Annotated in this window: 25 protein-coding genes; 15 read left to right on the forward strand and 10 right to left on the reverse strand. The window is 66.8% G+C overall.

Going from position 1 to position 15816, the window contains the following annotated elements:
• The first annotated feature begins 18 nt into the window (after positions 1 to 18).
• The gene (locus AB6732_RS15210; protein ID WP_370960738.1) at positions 19 to 1026 is read left to right on the forward strand and encodes a hypothetical protein; all 1008 of its coding nucleotides are present in this window, start codon (positions 19 to 21) and stop codon (positions 1024 to 1026) included.
• A gap of 99 nt (positions 1027 to 1125) precedes the next feature.
• Here the strand turns inward: AB6732_RS15210 and AB6732_RS15215 are convergent, their stop codons facing one another.
• The 7 genes from AB6732_RS15215 to AB6732_RS15245 form a co-directional block, all read right to left on the reverse strand.
• The gene (locus tag AB6732_RS15215; protein ID WP_370960739.1) at positions 1126 to 1647 is read right to left on the reverse strand and encodes a glutathione peroxidase; all 522 of its coding nucleotides are present in this window, start codon (positions 1645 to 1647) and stop codon (positions 1126 to 1128) included.
• A 49-nt stretch (positions 1648 to 1696) separates the two neighbouring features.
• Positions 1697 to 2506 (reverse strand): hypothetical protein, encoded by an 810-nt coding sequence (locus tag AB6732_RS15220; RefSeq protein WP_370960740.1) that lies wholly within the window; start codon positions 2504 to 2506, stop codon positions 1697 to 1699.
• 311 nt (positions 2507 to 2817) lie between these two features.
• Positions 2818 to 4038, reverse strand: coding sequence for a M23 family metallopeptidase (locus tag AB6732_RS15225; protein ID WP_370960741.1), 1221 nt, complete (start codon positions 4036 to 4038; stop codon positions 2818 to 2820).
• Positions 4039 to 4359: 321 nt separating this feature from the next.
• Positions 4360 to 4797, reverse strand: coding sequence for a DUF4383 domain-containing protein (locus AB6732_RS15230; RefSeq protein ID WP_370960742.1), 438 nt, complete (start codon positions 4795 to 4797; stop codon positions 4360 to 4362).
• 164 nt (positions 4798 to 4961) lie between these two features.
• The gene (locus tag AB6732_RS15235; protein WP_370960743.1) at positions 4962 to 5867 is read right to left on the reverse strand and encodes an anti-sigma factor domain-containing protein; all 906 of its coding nucleotides are present in this window, start codon (positions 5865 to 5867) and stop codon (positions 4962 to 4964) included.
• Positions 5860 to 6465 (reverse strand): ECF RNA polymerase sigma factor SigK, encoded by a 606-nt coding sequence (gene sigK / locus AB6732_RS15240; protein ID WP_370960744.1) that lies wholly within the window; start codon positions 6463 to 6465, stop codon positions 5860 to 5862. Before sigK ends, AB6732_RS15235 begins: the two co-directional genes overlap by 8 nt.
• Positions 6466 to 6556: 91 nt before the next feature.
• Positions 6557 to 7219 (reverse strand): fasciclin domain-containing protein, encoded by a 663-nt coding sequence (locus tag AB6732_RS15245; protein ID WP_370960745.1) that lies wholly within the window; start codon positions 7217 to 7219, stop codon positions 6557 to 6559.
• Positions 7220 to 7534: 315 nt separating this feature from the next.
• On the opposite strand from AB6732_RS15245, the gene AB6732_RS15250 reads away from it, so the two are divergent.
• Positions 7535 to 9283: a cytochrome c biogenesis protein DipZ gene (locus tag AB6732_RS15250; protein WP_370960746.1), complete on the forward strand. Its 1749-nt coding sequence runs from the start codon at positions 7535 to 7537 to the stop codon at positions 9281 to 9283.
• A 238-nt stretch (positions 9284 to 9521) separates the two neighbouring features.
• Here the strand turns inward: AB6732_RS15250 and AB6732_RS15255 are convergent, their stop codons facing one another.
• Together AB6732_RS15255 and AB6732_RS15260 are read right to left on the reverse strand one after the other, a co-directional pair.
• Positions 9522 to 9896 (reverse strand): ImmA/IrrE family metallo-endopeptidase, encoded by a 375-nt coding sequence (locus AB6732_RS15255; protein WP_370960747.1) that lies wholly within the window; start codon positions 9894 to 9896, stop codon positions 9522 to 9524.
• Positions 9897 to 9930: 34 nt separating this feature from the next.
• On the reverse strand, positions 9931 to 10410 hold the full coding sequence (locus AB6732_RS15260) for a hypothetical protein (RefSeq protein WP_370960748.1): 480 nt from the start codon (positions 10408 to 10410) through the stop codon (positions 9931 to 9933).
• 181 nt (positions 10411 to 10591) lie between these two features.
• Between AB6732_RS15260 and AB6732_RS15265 the strand changes: the two genes are divergently transcribed.
• The 6 genes from AB6732_RS15265 to AB6732_RS15290 all read left to right on the forward strand — a co-directional run bounded on the left by AB6732_RS15265 (position 10592) and on the right by AB6732_RS15290 (position 12587).
• Positions 10592 to 10840 carry a helix-turn-helix domain-containing protein gene (locus AB6732_RS15265; RefSeq protein ID WP_370960749.1) on the forward strand — a complete coding sequence of 83 codons (249 nt, stop codon included), beginning with the start codon at positions 10592 to 10594 and terminating at the stop codon, positions 10838 to 10840.
• A 90-nt stretch (positions 10841 to 10930) separates the two neighbouring features.
• The gene (locus tag AB6732_RS15270) at positions 10931 to 11185 is read left to right on the forward strand and encodes a hypothetical protein (protein WP_370960750.1); all 255 of its coding nucleotides are present in this window, start codon (positions 10931 to 10933) and stop codon (positions 11183 to 11185) included.
• Entirely contained in the window at positions 11182 to 11373 is a 192-nt protein-coding gene (locus tag AB6732_RS15275) for a hypothetical protein (protein WP_370960751.1), read from the forward strand. The genes AB6732_RS15270 and AB6732_RS15275 overlap by 4 nt, the downstream gene beginning before the upstream one ends.
• A gap of 331 nt (positions 11374 to 11704) precedes the next feature.
• Complete coding sequence (locus tag AB6732_RS15280) at positions 11705 to 11887, forward strand: hypothetical protein (RefSeq protein WP_370960752.1); 183 nt, start codon at positions 11705 to 11707, stop codon at positions 11885 to 11887.
• Positions 11884 to 12258 carry a hypothetical protein gene (locus tag AB6732_RS15285; protein WP_370960753.1) on the forward strand — a complete coding sequence of 125 codons (375 nt, stop codon included), beginning with the start codon at positions 11884 to 11886 and terminating at the stop codon, positions 12256 to 12258. The genes AB6732_RS15280 and AB6732_RS15285 overlap by 4 nt, the downstream gene beginning before the upstream one ends.
• Positions 12255 to 12587 (forward strand): DUF6527 family protein, encoded by a 333-nt coding sequence (locus AB6732_RS15290; RefSeq protein ID WP_370960754.1) that lies wholly within the window; start codon positions 12255 to 12257, stop codon positions 12585 to 12587. Before AB6732_RS15285 ends, AB6732_RS15290 begins: the two co-directional genes overlap by 4 nt.
• On the opposite strand, the gene AB6732_RS15295 is transcribed toward AB6732_RS15290, so the two are convergent.
• Positions 12580 to 12936 carry a hypothetical protein gene (locus tag AB6732_RS15295; protein WP_370960755.1) on the reverse strand — a complete coding sequence of 119 codons (357 nt, stop codon included), beginning with the start codon at positions 12934 to 12936 and terminating at the stop codon, positions 12580 to 12582. The genes AB6732_RS15290 and AB6732_RS15295 overlap by 8 nt on opposite strands.
• Positions 12937 to 12987: 51 nt before the next feature.
• On the opposite strand from AB6732_RS15295, the gene AB6732_RS15300 reads away from it, so the two are divergent.
• The 7 genes from AB6732_RS15300 to AB6732_RS15330 all read left to right on the forward strand — a co-directional run bounded on the left by AB6732_RS15300 (position 12988) and on the right by AB6732_RS15330 (position 15814).
• Positions 12988 to 13314 (forward strand): hypothetical protein, encoded by a 327-nt coding sequence (locus AB6732_RS15300; protein ID WP_370960756.1) that lies wholly within the window; start codon positions 12988 to 12990, stop codon positions 13312 to 13314.
• A complete protein-coding gene (locus AB6732_RS15305) occupies positions 13307 to 13630 on the forward strand; it encodes a hypothetical protein (RefSeq protein ID WP_370960757.1) in 324 nt (107 codons plus the stop codon). Before AB6732_RS15300 ends, AB6732_RS15305 begins: the two co-directional genes overlap by 8 nt.
• A 144-nt stretch (positions 13631 to 13774) precedes the next feature.
• Entirely contained in the window at positions 13775 to 14245 is a 471-nt protein-coding gene (locus AB6732_RS15310; RefSeq protein WP_370960758.1) for a hypothetical protein, read from the forward strand.
• Positions 14238 to 14483, forward strand: a complete 246-nt coding sequence (locus AB6732_RS15315) for a hypothetical protein (RefSeq protein ID WP_370960759.1) — start codon at positions 14238 to 14240, stop codon at positions 14481 to 14483. Before AB6732_RS15310 ends, AB6732_RS15315 begins: the two co-directional genes overlap by 8 nt.
• A 106-nt stretch (positions 14484 to 14589) precedes the next feature.
• Complete coding sequence (locus AB6732_RS15320) at positions 14590 to 14931, forward strand: hypothetical protein (RefSeq protein ID WP_370960760.1); 342 nt, start codon at positions 14590 to 14592, stop codon at positions 14929 to 14931.
• A complete protein-coding gene (locus AB6732_RS15325) occupies positions 14928 to 15125 on the forward strand; it encodes a hypothetical protein (RefSeq protein WP_370960761.1) in 198 nt (65 codons plus the stop codon). Before AB6732_RS15320 ends, AB6732_RS15325 begins: the two co-directional genes overlap by 4 nt.
• Positions 15122 to 15814 (forward strand): lambda exonuclease family protein, encoded by a 693-nt coding sequence (locus tag AB6732_RS15330; protein ID WP_370960762.1) that lies wholly within the window; start codon positions 15122 to 15124, stop codon positions 15812 to 15814. The genes AB6732_RS15325 and AB6732_RS15330 overlap by 4 nt, the downstream gene beginning before the upstream one ends.
• The last annotated feature ends 2 nt before the right edge of the window (positions 15815 to 15816 follow it).

Consider the following 15816-nt stretch of genomic DNA (forward strand, 5'->3'; position numbering starts at 1 on the left):
GGGTGTTGAATGGTGGTCATGACTGACAGCAGTGCCCCGGCCGCCCCCGACACCCACTCCCCGGACGGGACGTCCGGCCCGGAGCCGCGGGCTCCCCGGGAGGCGACCATCCCCGTGGAGCCCGGCGACGGCACCCGCCCCCCGCTGGCGCTGCTGCTCGACGTCGACGGGCCGATCGCCAGCCCCGTCACCCGTTCCGTCCCCGACGAGGTCATCGCGGAGCTGCTCTGGCTGGCCTCCGCCGGCGTGCCCGTCATCTTCAACACCGGCCGCTCCGCCGACTTCATCGAGCAGCAAGTGGTCCGGCCCATGCTCGCCGCCGGCATCCCGGACGGCCTCGAGTTCCTGGCCGTGTGCGAGAAAGGCGCCACCTGGTTCACCTTCGACCGCACCGGCGCAGGCGAGGTCCACGTGGACGGGCAGTTCAAGGTCCCGGCCAGCTACGCCGCGGCCATCCGCGAGCTGGTGCGGCGCAAGTACTCGGAGTGGATGTTCTTCGACGAGACCAAACTCGCCATGGTGTCCGTGGAACAGCACGTGGAGACTCCCAGCGAGGATTACCTGGGACAGCAGCCGCACTTCGACGCCGACGCGCTCTCCCTCATGCCGGCCCACGCCATGCGCGGCCTGATCCGCTCCGCGGCCCCGGAACAGGCGAGCGGCATCAAGGACTCCGGGGCCAGCCACTTCCTGGTGGACCCGACCATCATCTCGACCGACATCGAACACGCGCGCCTGGGCAAAGACCTCGGAGCGTGGCGCGCTCTCTCGTGGCTCCAGGAGCGCGGTCTGGAGCCCGATCAGTGGCGCACGGTGGGCGACTCCGGCACGGACTACGCCATGGCCGACTGGTTGCAGGCGCAAGGGCACGCCGTGGCGCATGTCGACGTCCGGCCCGCCGAAGAGCTTCCCGACAAGCCGTACCACGTCCTGACCTCGGTCCACGTCGGCCTCGGCGCGGATGTGGTGAACGACGAGGCCGGCCTGGCGTTCCTCCGCGCCTGGCACGAGCGTCTGGACGGCTGAGCCGGATTCCCACCGGGTGACCGCCGGGTCACCCTGCCGTGAGCGGCCTCGCCCCAGGCCCAGCCGGATCGCTCAGACTGGCCGGCTCGGCCGGAGCGGTCAGCCGGCCGCGGGCTGAGCGGCGGCGGTTCCCGGCGCCGCGAGCGCTGCCTCGACGGCGGCGACCAGTTCGGCGTCGTCGGGCTCGGTCCGCGACCCGAACCGTTCCAGCACCTCGCCGTCGCGGCTGATCAGGAACTTCTCGAAGTTCCACTTGATCAGGCCCGGCAGCAGGGGGTGCTTGAAGCGGGTCAGCTCGTGATAGAGCGGGTGCTGTCCTTTGCCGCGCACCTTCGCCTTGGCCGTGAGCGGGAACGTCACCCCGAAGTTGAGCCGGCAGAACTCGGCGATTTCGGCGTCCTCGCCCGGCTCCTGCCCGGCGAACTGGTTGCAGGGCACGCCCAGGATTTCCAGCCCCTGGTCCTGGAACCGCTCGTAGAGCTTCTCAAGCCCGTCATACTGCGGGGTGAAACCGCACTTGGAGGCAACATTGACCACCAGGACCGCCTTGCCGCGGAAGCGTCCGAAACTCGAGGTGGCGCCGTCGTTCATGGTCAGGGGGATGTCATAGAGAGAGGTCACCTCACGAGCCTACGCCGGTCCGGGTCCACGACGGACTTCAGGGCCGAGGTCAGCCGCCCAGCACGGGCAGGCAGATCTTGATGCCGAGGACGTCCACGATGCACCCGGTGTTCTGGGGCGGCTTCGGGGCCGGAGTGCCCGGCTGCGGCGCGGGAGGCTTCGGCGCCGGAGGCTGGGTGGCCGGAGGAACCACGGGCGGTGGTGTCGACGGGACCGCAGGGGCGGACGGTCCTGGCTGCGCCGGCGTGCCGGGAGCGGGCGGCTCCGTGCCGCCGTCGCCGGGCGCGGTTCCGTGCCCGCCGGTCTCCGGGGCCAGTGTCGTCCGCCCCGGAAGCTGCTGCCCAGCCACTGGGCCGGTTCCTGCGCTGCTGCCTGCGGTTGTTCCTGCGCCGGGGCCTGCGCCTGCGGCGTTCCCGTTGGAGGACTGAGAGGTGAGGCGGGCCTGCTCGTCCGAGTCCCCCGCCGGACCGGCGACCGCGGACCCCTTCGCAGGATCCTGAGCCGGGGTGGCGGTCTTCTTCGCGGGATCGGTGGCGACAGCCGTCCGGGTGCCGCCGCTGCGGTCAGTGGGCCGTGAGAGCACGACGCCGGGCGTGCCGGGTGCGCCTGCCTTGGCCTCCGTCTGCGGGGCGGAACGGTGGTCCGCGGTCAGCTCGGGCTGCGAGGTCCCTCCCGACACGAGAGCGGTCGAGACGAGGAGCACGGCACTCAGGGTGACCAGCGAGACGGTCTGACGATGGCCTGGCGCGGCGGCGCCCCACGCGGCGAGCGCGCTGGTGTCGGCGCGCCGGGCGCCCCGGCTCCGGGTCCTGACGCGCGCCGTCCGGGCCGACGGCGGCGCGACGCGGCGGCCGCTCATGGCAGCCACGTCCGGGCACGGCCGGGCCATACGGCGACGGCGCCGAAAGCCCAGAACTCAGTCATCACGTGTGGTTCCCCCTTGGGCGGCCCTCCCCTGAAAGCCGTTGTCACTGATTCTCTCCCAGTGACATGGACCACGCCAACCTTGACCTCGTTGTTGCACGCCGTTGCGCGCGGCAGCGAACCTGTTCAGCTCACGGACGCCTCGCGACGGCGCGGCGAAGTCCGGTGCCGGACCGCCCGGATCAGGGCGCGTTCGGACTGGGGCATTCCCAGATCAGGGCGTTCCCGGATCAGGGCGTTCCCGGATCAGGGCGTGATCAGGGGCAGCAGCACGCTCGGCAGCAGGGAGGGGCTCAGCAAGGAGCTCGGCGCCGGTGAACCGGTCTCACCGGCGCTCGTTCCCTGGCCTGCTGTGCCCTGGCCACCCGCGCTCTGGCCTCCCGCACCCTGCGAGCCGGACGGCGAACCGCTCCCCGCGGGCGAGCCCGTGGTCGGCGGCACCACGGGGCCTGAGGTCTCAGTGCTGCTCGGTGTCGGCGCCGGGGTGGTCGGGACCGGCGGGGTCGTGGGGCCCGTCGGGGTCGGAGTGGGTTCCGGGGTGCCGGTCGGGCTCGGCGTGGGCGAACCGGTGGGGCTCGGAGTCGAATGGGTCGGGACCGGCGTCGGATGCTCGGGATGCGTGGGCTCCGGGCGAGCCGGCGGGACCTTGGTGCCCGGAGGGACCTTCCCGCCGTCCTTCTCCGCTTCGGGCGTGATGATCCCCTCCGTGCCGGACGAGCCGCCGGGCAGAGTCCACGCGGACTTGGCGCCGGACCGCGAGTAGTCCGTGAACGCGATGCGGTCCAGCCGGTCCACCTGCTTGATGGGATCGAGGATCCACTGCAGCGGATTGACGTACTTGCCGTCCTTGATGGTCTCGAAATGCAGATGGCAGCCGGTGGACGAACCGGTGGTCCCCACCTTGGCGATCACCTGTCCCACGTCGATCCGCTCACCCTTGTTCACGGCGATGCCGGAGAGGTGGTTGTAGGTCGTCACGAGGCCGTTGCCGTGGTCGATCTCGATGCGGTTCCCCCCGCCGTACGGTGACCAACCGACGTTGCGCACCCGCCCGGCGTCGGCGGCGTAGACCAGGGTGCCGCACGCGGCGCCGTAGTCCTGGCCCCAGTGGATCTCGCCCACCTCGCCGGTGAGCGGATTGACCCGCGGGCCGAAGGGCGAGGTGGGGATCAGGACCTCCAGCGGGGCGGAGAGATGACCGGCGGCGGGACGGTGCCGTCCGGCCTGAGCCACGTTGAGGCGTTCCCGCGCCCCTTTCGGGCGGCTCTGCAAAGTGGTGCGCTCGAAGGAGATGAAGGCTTCGGCTTCCGCCGTGACCGGTCCGCCGAGAGGGTGAACCCCCACCTGGTCAGTGGCCGCAGTCGGTGCCTGGCGTTCACTGACGGCGGTGAACTGCGCCAGACCGGACGGCGTCCCCAGTGCCAGGGACACGAGGACGACGCCCGCCATCACCAGGCTCGCCCTCATCGATGCTTTCACGGGCCCGCGTCCGCGATGACGCGGCACGTGGTGGCCCCTCACAGTGCTTCCATCCCCAAGACCTGCACAGCGCTGAACATCCCCTGTTGTCGTCTGTGTCGACCACCCGACCGGGCAATCACTTCCCAGTGTGCCCCCGCCGCCGTCGCGAATTCAAGGGAATCCCACGCCCCGTTTCAGAACCCTTCCGGGAACCGCACGGGAATGGCCCTCAAGAGGCCCTGCGATCCGGCCCCGACCACGGAAGACGCTGGTGGGGCGCCCCGGATTCCGGGGCGCCCCACCAGTGCTTGCGGCCGTCAGGAAACGTCATGCCCTCCGCAGAGCCGGAGTGCGTCCCAGGATCAGGCCCAAGGCGAGCATCGCCGCGCCGAGCGCGAAGTGGAGGACGTTGTCCGCCATGTTCACGGGGACGAAGTTGCCCGCCGACTCCTCACCGAAGAAGAGCCCGTAGACGAACAGCACCAGGTAGATCACGCCGCCCCAGACCAGGAAGTTCCTGGCCCCGGCAGCGCTGCGCCCGAGGATCAGGCCGGCCACGCCGAACAGGAGGTGGACCACGTTGTGCAGGACGGAGACCTGGAAGATCCCGAGGAGCATGGCGTGCGAATGATGGCCCGCCGCCTCCATGTCCCCCGACGTGATGCCGGGGACGAACCCCAGGATTCCGACGAGCAGGAAGACTGCTCCCACCAGGGTCGCGGTCAGACGTACCGGGCTCTTGCCCCGGATGACATTGCTGGACATTTCGTGCTCCTCACCTCGTGTTCCACGGCGCCCGATGCGCCGTCCGGTGACTTCAGCCCCCGGTGCGGACTTCCCGCACCATGGATTCGGAGCGGACGCCGAGGCGGATTGGAAAAGCCCGGGAGAATTTCTCCCGGGCTTTTCTCAGGTGCTCTCAGCGGACCTCAGGTGATGGATTCCACGAGGATCGGTTTGGTGGTCGGCTGCGCCGAGCCGCCTTCCGGCTCGATCGTGACCCCCAGGAAGGACGCCGAACCGATCCCGCCAGGAAGCTCGTTCCAGGTGGACGCTCCGCCGCCGCTTTCCAGCAGACCGGCAGGCTTCGCCGCGCCCGCCTGATCGATGAGCCAGAGCTCGTAGCTCTTGCCCTGAGGCGGCGCCCCCATGCCGAGGGTCATGACGCCACCGCGGCCCTCCTTCTCCGAGTGCATGACCAGCATGGTCGCGCCACCGGGGACCGAGAACTGCTTCAGCTTGGCGTCCGGCGCGGCGATGATCCTGTTCATCGCCTCCGCTGGTGAGTCCTGCGCCGCGGCCAGCCGCCGCTGCGCCTCGTCCCGCTGCGACTGTGCCTGGAAGGCCCATCCCGCCGTCCCTGCGGCCGCCACGGCCAACACGGTCGCGACCGCGGCCAGCCAGCGAGTCGACGACGGCGCCCGGCGGACCGGGAGCGGCACGACGTCAGCCTGGGCCGGCTCAGCCTCGGCGGCCTTCGCGGGAACGGCGGCCTTCGCGGAAGCGGCGCCCTCCGCAGGAACCTCAGCGTCCGGCGTCGTCGGCACAGGCGCCTTCTGCGCCTCCGCCACGGGAACCTGTCGCGCCTCCGGCGCGGCGGCCGCCTCGACCTGAGGCGTGACGGCGATCTGGGCCATGAGCCGGGCTTTCAGGTCCGCGGGAGGCGCCACCGGCGTCGTCCCGGCGGCCAGCAGCGCGGCCACCTGACTCAGTTCGCGCGCTTCCTCCGTGACCGGGTGGCCCGGGGTCAGCGACGTCTCGAAGTGACGGCGTTCGTCCTCGTCCAAGGCGTTGAGCGCGTAGGCGCCGGTCAGCAGATGCAATTGATCATCCATGGCCAACTCCTAACGTGTCTCTCAGACGGATCATGCCGTCACGAATTCTGGTTTTCACGGTGCCCAGGGGCAGGTCGAGCGCCTGGGCCACTTCTCCGTAGCTGTACCCGCCGTAGTAGGCGAGTTTGATGGCCTGCCGCTGGACTTCGGTCAGCGACTCCATCGCCTTGTGGACCCTCTCGCTCTCCAGGGCCACCTGGACGCGATGCTCCACGTCGTCGTAACTTTCGCGGTACTCCTTGATGCCTTCGCGCAGGTCCCGTTCCTGGGAGGCCTGCGCGGCCCGCACCCGGTCGACCGCCCGTCGGTGCGCCATCACGGTGATCCAGGCCCGGGCCCGTCCGCGGTCCGCGTCGAAGCGCTTGGCCTGCTGCCAGACCTCCAGGAACACTTCCTGGGTGACTTCCTCGCTCTGCGCCGGATCCCGCAGGACCCGCAGCACCAGGCCGTGGACCTGTGGGGCGAGGGCGTCGTAGAGACTGCCGAAGGCGGACTGATCGCCCTGCGCCACGAGTTCCATCAGTTCGTCGATGTCGGCGGAGGCGGCTGGCCCTGACCCGGGTGGATGCATGTACATCACTGTCTCATGTCCGCTCATGTTCCTCCGCCACCTGTTTGCCGGGATGGGAAGGGGGGGGGGCCTGCCGGCCCGCCGCCCGGGTCTCACCTGGGGTCCTGCTCCGTAGGGACTACTTGGCCGGGGGCAGGAGGACCGAGTCCACCAGGTAGACGGTCGCGTTCGCGGTGCGGACGCCACCGCAGATCACGTTGGCCCCGTTGACCTTCAGGTTGTCGCCGGAACCGGAGACGGTGACCTTCTGGCCCTCGACCGTGTCATGCGTGCCCACGATCGACGCCGGCTCGATCTGGCCCGGGACCACGTGGTAGGTCAGGATCTTCTTGAGCGCCGGGGCGTCCTTCTTGAGGCTGTCGATGGTGGCCGCGTCGATCTTCGCGAAGGCGCTGTCCACCGGGGCGAACACCGTGAACTGGCTGCCGTTCAGCGTGTCGACCAGGTTCACCTGCGGGTTCAGCTTGCCGGAGACGGCCTGGACCAGGGTCTTCAGCAGCGGGTTGTGAGAGGCCGCCACGGCCACCGGGTCGGTGGACATGCCCTGGACGGAACCGGGGCCGCTCGGATTGGCGGAGGCGTACGCCTGGCAGCCGGGGCCGACCAAGTTGGCGGCCGGATCCATGCTGGGGCTGGCGGCTGCGCTGCTGGACGTCATCGCCGGGGACGGCGCGGACGAGGTGGCTGCGCCGCCGCTCATTCCGCCGCTGCACGCCGCGAGCCCGAGGGGCACGACGGCTGCGAGACCGGCCAGGACGGACAGACGCTGGATCTTCTTCATGATGATGCTCCTCTTCAAAGGTGTGCGGTCCGCATCCAGAAGCTGGGCTGACCTGTTGGTGCCAGTACTTCGGAGCAGGGTCCGTGGACGGATTGGAGGAATTTCCGGAAACTTTCCGGGAGGCGCTTTCCCGCCTCTTCCGGAGGGTCAGCGAGCGCCGTGGGATGGCTGCCCCGGCGTCGAGCGGCGCCGTTCCCTCACCGCATGACCAGCGCACGACGACGGCGGGCCCTTGCGGGTCCTTGCCGCGGGTCCCGGCCTCCGGTCCAATCCGCCGGTCCAATCCGCCGAGGTGCGGCGCACCGAATACCCGGCATGGACACGAACATCATCATCGGCTTCTTGGGCGGTCTGGTGACCGGAATATCGCCCTGCATCCTGCCCGTCTTACCGGTCATCTTCTTCTCGGGAGGTCTGGACAGCGCACGGCGCGAACCCGGCGCCGCTCCCGGTGAGGACGACGCGCCCGCCCGGGCCGTCTCCCGGTGGCGGCCCTACCAGGTGATCCTGGGGCTGGTGATCAGTTTCAGTGTCTTCACGCTGCTCGGTTCCCTGCTCCTCGGACTCCTGGGGCTGCCGCAGGACATCTTCCGCTGGGCCGGCATCGCGGTGCTGGCGGCGGTGGGACTCGGCATGCTCATCCCGCGCCTCGAGGAATGGCTCGAACGGCCCTTCTCCTGGATCCCCCGGCGGCAGGTCGACGCCCGTAAACGGGGCGGATTCAGCCTGGGCCTCGCGCTCGGGGCCGTCTTCGTCCCGTGCGCCGGTCCGGTCCTGGCCGCCATCACCGTCTCCGGCGCCACCGGCCGCATCGGCGCCGGGACCCTGACGCTCACGCTGTCGTTCGCCGTCGGCGTCGCCATTCCTCTGCTGTTCTTCGCGCTCGCGGGCCGCGGCCTGGCCGAGCGGCTCAAGGCGTTCCGTCGCCGCCAGAAGGGCATCCGCATCCTGGCCGGCGTGCTCATGATCGCCCTCGCAGCAGGCCTGGCCTTCGACCTCCCCGCTGCCGTGCAGCGGCTCATCCCCGACTACACCGCGTCCTTCCAGGAGAAGCTGACGCCCTCGCAGGGCAGCCCGCTGGATCTGGGCGGCGTGGCCACGGACGAGAACAAGGACCTCGCCAAGTGCACCCAAGGCTCCACGGAACTGCAGGACTGCGGACCCGCGCCCGAGCTCCGGGGCATCAACGCCTGGCTCGGCTCGGATCCGCTGACGCTCCGGCAGCTCAAGGGCAAGGTGGTCCTCCTGGACTTCTGGGCCTACTCCTGCATCAACTGCCAGCGGTCCCTGCCCCACATCACCGCGCTCGACACGGCGTACCGTGCTGCCGGCCTCCAGGTGATCGGCGTGCACACGCCCGAGTACGCGTTCGAACGCGAGACCCGCAATGTCAGCGCCGGCATCAAGGATCACGGCATCCAGTACCCGGTGGCCCTCGACAACTCCTACGCCACCTGGACCGCCTACCGGAACCGTTTCTGGCCGGCGCAGTACCTCATCGACGCCCAGGGCAACGTGCGACACATCCAGCAGGGCGAGGGCGGGTATGCGCTCACGGAGAAGCTCATCCGTTCCCTCCTGAGTTCCGCCCAGCCGGGCAAGGACCTACCGGCGGCCGTGGAGACGGGAGCGGCCGGACAGGACGGCGCGCTGCCGCAAAACACCACCCGCGAGACGTTCCTGGGGGTGTCCAAGCAGGTCAACTACTCGGGCGCGGCCACCTACCGCTCGGGGACGTCCCTCTTCGCCTACCCGGCATCGCAGGCTCCGGACAGTTTCGCGCTCACCGGCTCGTGGACCCTTGAGTCGCAACGGATCTCGGTACCGCGGAATGCCCCCGCCCCGGGCTCCGGCGTGCGGCTGAGCTTCCATGCGGGACAGGTGCAGGCGGTGCTGGGCGGCACGGGATCCGTCACCGTGAAGGGCCCCGACGGGGAGAAGATCCTCCAGATCTCCGGCCCGCCGAAGTCCTACGTGGTCCATCAGAGCGACACCTCCGGCGCCGGGACCCTGGAACTGCGGCCGACGCCGGGCGTCCAGCTCTACTCGTTCACCTTCGGGTGAGGTGAAGGGTGCCGTCTCCCTGCCGTCTCCCTGCCACGTCGGGCCGGGAGACGGCAGGGAGGCGGGAACGCAAAAGCCCCCTGGAACCGAGGTTCCAGGGGGCTTTCTGGCGGAGAATGGGGGATTTGAACCCCCGTTCTCTAGGCCGGAAACTCGGCCCTTCGTCAGTCATTCAGTTGCTTCGACTCAGTCCTAGTTGGTCCTGCCATACCGTGGCTGACACGATCTGCTGACAAAATCAGCCAGCCATACGCCACTCTCGGCGCACCCATCCCATGTAGTTGTGAACATCCCGAGGGAGCACCCCCAACTCGTTCGCCATCGCGACAGCGTTGTCATAGATGGCTGCAACCTCCATGAAATTCTCGTGCGGAATGAGCTGCCGCGCCGCCCACTCCGACGCCTCACGTTCCCCCCGAGGCGTCGTCCCCACATGCCTGTAATAGGCGTGCCCAAGCTCGTGCGCCATAGTCGACGTCCACTGGATCGGGCTCAGCCGCCGGTCAATGAAGATCGTGCGTATGCGGTCGTCGTAATACCCGCACGCGTCACCTCCAAGGTCCATCTCCACGACCAACACCCCCAGCTGCTCAATCCAGTCCTCCGTGACCATGGCCTCATCGTAGGAGTGGCGAGTGACAGTGTTTCTACTCAACCGGGTATTCCCCCTTCCGGATCCCCTCCCCCAGGCTGTTGGACGCTGCGATGTCGTAGTCGTCCTGGGTCAGGTAGTCCGGCCCTCGGTAGTCACTTCCTGGGAGTCTCATTGCTTCGCGTTCGCTCGTCCTGCGGACAAGCTCACTGAGCAGTTCCATGTCTGAGTAGCCGCGCAGGGTGCGTGGCGTGGACGACATGGTCTTGCCTCCTGCCATGTGCTCCAACTCGAGCAGTTCGGGTTCGATGCCGGAAGCCATTGCTTCGTCGATCACGCCCGACTTCCAGCCCAGCAGTTCCTCGATGCGACGAAGCGTCACAGCGCGCGGCCAGCGCTTGCCGGTTTCGAAGTCCGCGTAGGTGGACATGTTGACCGGCGAGTCCTGGATCAGCTGCTCGCGGGTTCGGGTGCCACGGGCGCTGATGGCGAGGGCTCGAATTCGGTTGCGAGTTGAGTCAAGTTGTGTTTGCACAGTTTCACGTTAGTACCGAATTGGTTGAAGTCAAACTTTTTTTCGTAACGAAGTTCCGCGTCTCACCTGGGATTCGAGATTATTCACTCGGATGGACTTAAATTACATGGTTGCAACTTCTATCCAAGTTGGTCATAGTTGGTTCCACAACGAACAACAACCAACTTGGAGGGAGGTTCACATGAACTCCACCCCACAGGCCGGCAAGTTCGCAGAACCAGGCCGCACCTACACGGCACCTGAGATCAGCGAGTTCTTCCGCGTAGGAACCGAAACCGTCTGGCGCAAATGCCGCAACCGCGAATGGCCCCACATGCGCATCGGACGCCACTACCGATTCTCAGCCGAGAATATCAGCGAGATCCAACAGCTCCTCGCTCCCCAGCCTGTCTCCCGGGCACCGCGCTCCCGCAAGCGCCAGCCGCTCTAAGCGCACCCTCTCGCCCACTCTCTGGGCACCTTTCACCATCCAAAGACCGTCGTTTGACGGCAGGCAGTAGCCGTAGAAGGAGGGACAGCCATGTCCAAAATGAGTTTCGTGGAGCTTCGGCACACGATAAAGCAGATGCACGCCGATATGGGGTGCCCGATCAGCACGAGGGAGTCGCATCGCCGGGCTCAGGGCGTGATGCTCTCGCAGATCGCCGACGAGTTCACGAAGGCTGCTGAGGCGTACACGCAGCAGCACGCCGACGACACGGGCGAGACGGCAACCGACAACGTCCTACTCAACTTCCTGATGAACCGACACGGGATGAAGGCGGCCGCCGCATGAGCGCCCCAGATCATGTGCTGTCTCAGGCGTTGGAGGCTTTCTGCCGCCGCCTCGTGGACGGCTCCGAGGTGGCACCGACTGGCAAGTCCTGGGACTCGTGGCCGCTCAACGTTCAGAACGACCTCCGCGAGAGGTTCATCAGCCCACTGTATGCGGCCGCAAAAGTCATTGAGGAGGGAACAGCATGACCGCGTATGCCCGGACTTCTGACTTGTCGACGTCGCATGTGGCGGCCGCGCAGGTGCGTACTGGCTGGTGCGAGTCGCTGGTGGCTGATGCGTTGTACACGGCCCGGAATCGTCCTGTGACGCATCGTGAGTTGGTGTTGCGGGTGCGGGGCTTGTGTGTGGAGCGTGGCATCCCATCGAAAGCGTTTCCGACGGATCAGTCGATTCGGTCCCGGTGTGCCGAGTTGGTGCGGCGGGGCGTGGTTGAGTCTGCTGGGTCGGTGCGTGGTGAGAAGCGCCGTGAGATGCAGTGGCGTCTCACGAGGTCCGCGATCCGGGAGCGTGACGCACGATGAGCGTTTACATGTCCCAGCTGGTGTTCCATGCGGTGTGGATCCTCGCGCTCCTGATCGGGTTGTGGCTTGCCTGGGTGACTCTTCCCCCGTCCTGGCCGGACACCGAACCAACTGACCCATTCGACCCTGAGGCCCCGAACACCGGGGCCTTCTTCGTACCCGAGGAGACCCGCCAATGACCACCCCTGCCCCTGGTTTCCCGCCCGAACTGGAAGCTGCAGTCACTGAGGCGCTGGCAGAGCACGGACCCACCGGACTCGCTGGCGGCTCTGGGTACAGCTTCGACGCGAAGACGCACATGTGCCGATGCGACCGACGATGGATCTCGGAAAGCGAGTACGCCGTCCACCTCGCCGCTGTGGTCATGGAGACCATCGCCCAGCACACCACCACCGAATGGGGCGTGTCCTGGGCCGACAAGACAGACGAGCCCAGCGGACGGTGTGCCTCGTCCGATGACGCCGCAGACCTTGCCCAGGCGATGAGAAACGTCGCTCCCGCAGTTGTCGTCTCCCGTCTGGTTCTCCCGTGGCAGGAGGTGAAGGCGTGAGCGTCCTCCATGGCCGTCTCATCGACGGTTCCGGGCAGCTGTTCTTCTGGTGCCCCGGGTGCGATCAAGCCCACGGCCCTCACGTCCCGGAGTGGGCCTTCAACGGAGACTTCGACAAGCCGACGTTCACCCCGTCACTCCTGGTCTACTCGCACAAGACGCTCATCAACGACGAACTGGAAGGCGACGCACTCACGGCCCCCGAGAACATCACCGAAACCCCGCGATGCCACAGCTTCGTCACCGACGGCCAGATCCAGTTCCTCGACGACTGCACCCACAGCCTCCGAGGGCAGACGGTCAAGCTTCCGGAATGGCCGCTCACTTAGCGCGCCGCCATCCTCGCTGGGGTCGGTTGTGGACCTGTTCGGGTGACCGGTTGGGGTGGCTGGGGATGATGGCGCGGCGTTTCACCTGACTGGCGTTCAGCCAGAACGTCTTGGTCCCGAGGAAGTAGGACTGCTGCCAGAGGGTCTGCACGAGCACGTACTCGCGGGTCCACGCGACGGCGAACCCCTCCACGATCCGGTCCGGCTCACCACCGTCGAACGTCAACCGCGCCCACACCGCGATCCCATGCTCCGACCGGTACACCAGCCGCTCATCAATCGCATCATCCGGCACCACAATGGGCAGTTCCCACGGCTCGGGGTCCCGGTATCCCTGATCCAAACTCACCCCACAACCATCCCACCGGGGACTGACAACAAACAGACCAAGGAGAACAACATGGCTGCGAAGCCCAACGAAATGTCCCAGATGGAACTCGAGGAGTACATCGATGACCTCATTGAGCGCGGCGAAAACGACCGCGGCACGAAGGCGTGGGAAGCGGCCCACGCTGAGTGGGAGCGCCGGCTTGGGAGCAACGTCGGCGGGATGATCGGCCACGCTGTTGCCGTCCAGCTCAAAACCTTCCGCCGGGCCATCATCCAGGAACTCGCCGACCAGGCCGAAGCCGAGTTCGAGAACGACGAGAACCTGACCACGCGCACAACGGCAGGGATCGCCTCGAACTGGCTCATCGCGAAGTTGAAGGAGGCCGACCGTGGCTGAACGCGACGAACTCTCGCAGGTCGTCCGCCAGGCGCTGTCGGAAGTCACGGGGATCTACGACACGTCAGAGGCAGAAGACCTTGGACTCGCCGACGCGGTCCTCGCCGCTGGGTACCGCCTGCCTCGGGTGGTCGAGACCGCCGACGAGCTCAACGAACTGCCGGGCGCGTCCATCGTGCGCGATCGTCTCAACGTCCCATGGCAGAAGCTCATCACTGGCGTATGGGTCTCGTGGCTGGTCGTCAGCGAGACTTCCGAAGGTCTTGTTGGTGGCAAGCGGGACCCGTTCACCATCCTCTGGGAAGGCGGCGAATGATGGCCACCTGCGCGACGTGCGGCCACGACTCGACCGCCCATGACTGCGGCGGCACCGAGTGCTGGGCCAACATCATCACCGGAACCCAAATGACCACCATCACCCCACTCAAATGCGACTGCCCCCGGTATGAGGAGACCCCCGATGACCGCTCTTGATCTTGACCGGCTCGAAGCCCTGGCCGACGCCGCAACACCCGGGAAGTGGATGGCGCGGGCCGATGAACTGACCTGGATGCTGGAACCAGATGACGAGTTCGGGTGCGGCTACTGCGAGGACGGCGCGCCGCTCATCATCGTCAAGGAGTTCGGGTCGGACAGCGGCCGTTCCTTCACCATGCACTACCACCAGGGCGCCACCCACCACGTGGAAGTGGACGGCAGCGACAACCCCATCACCGGGAACTACGACTACGAAGAAGGCGGCATCCTCGAAACAGCCGATGCCGTGTTCATCGCGGAGACCGGCCCTGACGTTGTGAAAGAACTCGTCCGACAGCTCCGGGAAGCACGGGCCGGGCAAGCCGACGCGTGGGTTGAGGGGTTCGACGCCGGCCACCGAGCCGCACGAAGCCTCACCCACCGCGACAACCCTTACAGGAGCGGTGATGAGTGAACCCGTGACTATCTGGGAACGCGCTGGGAGTATCTACGGGAACCGGGCAGGGGTCATCTACAGCCGCCAGGTCGTGGATCACCTTCGCCGGGCGAAGCACCTCACCAACGCCGAAATCGCTGCCGAGTACTGGGCGTCCCACGGGGCCGACACGGGTGGCGAAGGAGCACTCCACTGGACACCCCTCAGCAAACGCCTCACCCTCCGACGCTTCGCCGAACACGACCAAGCCGTGTAAAGCGGCTTTCAACGTCGGCCTGAAGTTCGAACAATCAGCCTGAAACTTTCACCATCTCGATGGGACCTCGCAGGGTCCCTTTTCTTATGCCCGGAAGGAGAACCACATGGGCACTAACCCTGAGTTCGACAAGGCCACCGCTGAGCACATCCTGCTCGGTGTGATGGGTGTCGAACGTGAGCACCTGAACTACTGCACGGACGACTTGGTCACCCTGGCGAGGGAGTTGAGCTACCGCCTCGACATCGAAGTCCACATGAGTGACGTCGACGAGCTGTGGCTTGCAATGAACGAACTCACCGAAGCAGAACGATCCACCAAAGACCACCGAGATGTCGACATTGACCACTGGCAAGACCGAGTTGAGTTCTGGGTTCACGAGATCCTCGCGCCGAGGTGGGACGGCTACACCACCTGCACCCACCAGCCACGGAGGCGAGCAGCATGACCCGGAAGTACGCGGGCTACGACCACACCATCAACCCGTCACCCATCAAAGGGATCGCGGTCGGGTACCAGGACCGCACCATCATCACCGCCGACAACACCGACGACGAGAAAACTGCTGCGGCCGCGATCTGCATCGCGCACGGCGCAGACGACATTCTCGAAATGCTCGGACTCGACAAGGACACCCCATGACCCTCACCATCTACAACGACCTCGAGCAAGGCTCGGATGAGTGGCTTCAGGCACGGTGCGGCATCCTCACCGCCTCAGTCATCGGCCAACTCATCACACCCGCAACGCTGAAGGTAGCCCGGAACGACACATCGAAAGCTCTGATTCGGAGGCTCGCAGCAGAACGCATCACCAGCCACCCGATATCCATCCGTCCGAATCAAGCCATGCAACGCGGCACACTCCTCGAACCGTTCGCCCGGGAAGCGTACGCCGAGCACATGGGCGTCACCGTCGAGGAAGTCGGGTTCATGCGTCTCGATGGCGGAACTGGCCCGCTTGGGTTCTCACCGGACGGTCTGGTAGGTGACGACGGCTCAATTGAAATCAAATGCCCGGGGCCCGAAACGCACATCGCAACAGTTCTCGCCGACGAAGTGCCCTCTGAGAACGTCGCCCAGGTACAAACGGGGCTCTTCGTGTCTGGACGGTCCTGGATTGACTTCGTTAGTTACTGCCCCGGCTCCCATACCTACATCAAGCGGGTCGAGCCGGACGAGCGCTGGCAGCAAGCAATCATGGCGGCTGTGTCCCACGCCGAAACCGAGATTCTAGAGACCGTCTACGTCTATGAGCGTCGCGTCGAGCAACTCGAACTGTCGCCTGCCGAGTGGTTCGACCCGTTCGAAGATCCCATCATCACCGTCTGAAA

Origin of the sequence: Arthrobacter sp. RCC_34, from assembly GCF_041360795.1 — a bacterium.
Classification (GTDB): Bacteria; Actinomycetota; Actinomycetes; order Actinomycetales; family Micrococcaceae; genus Arthrobacter_E.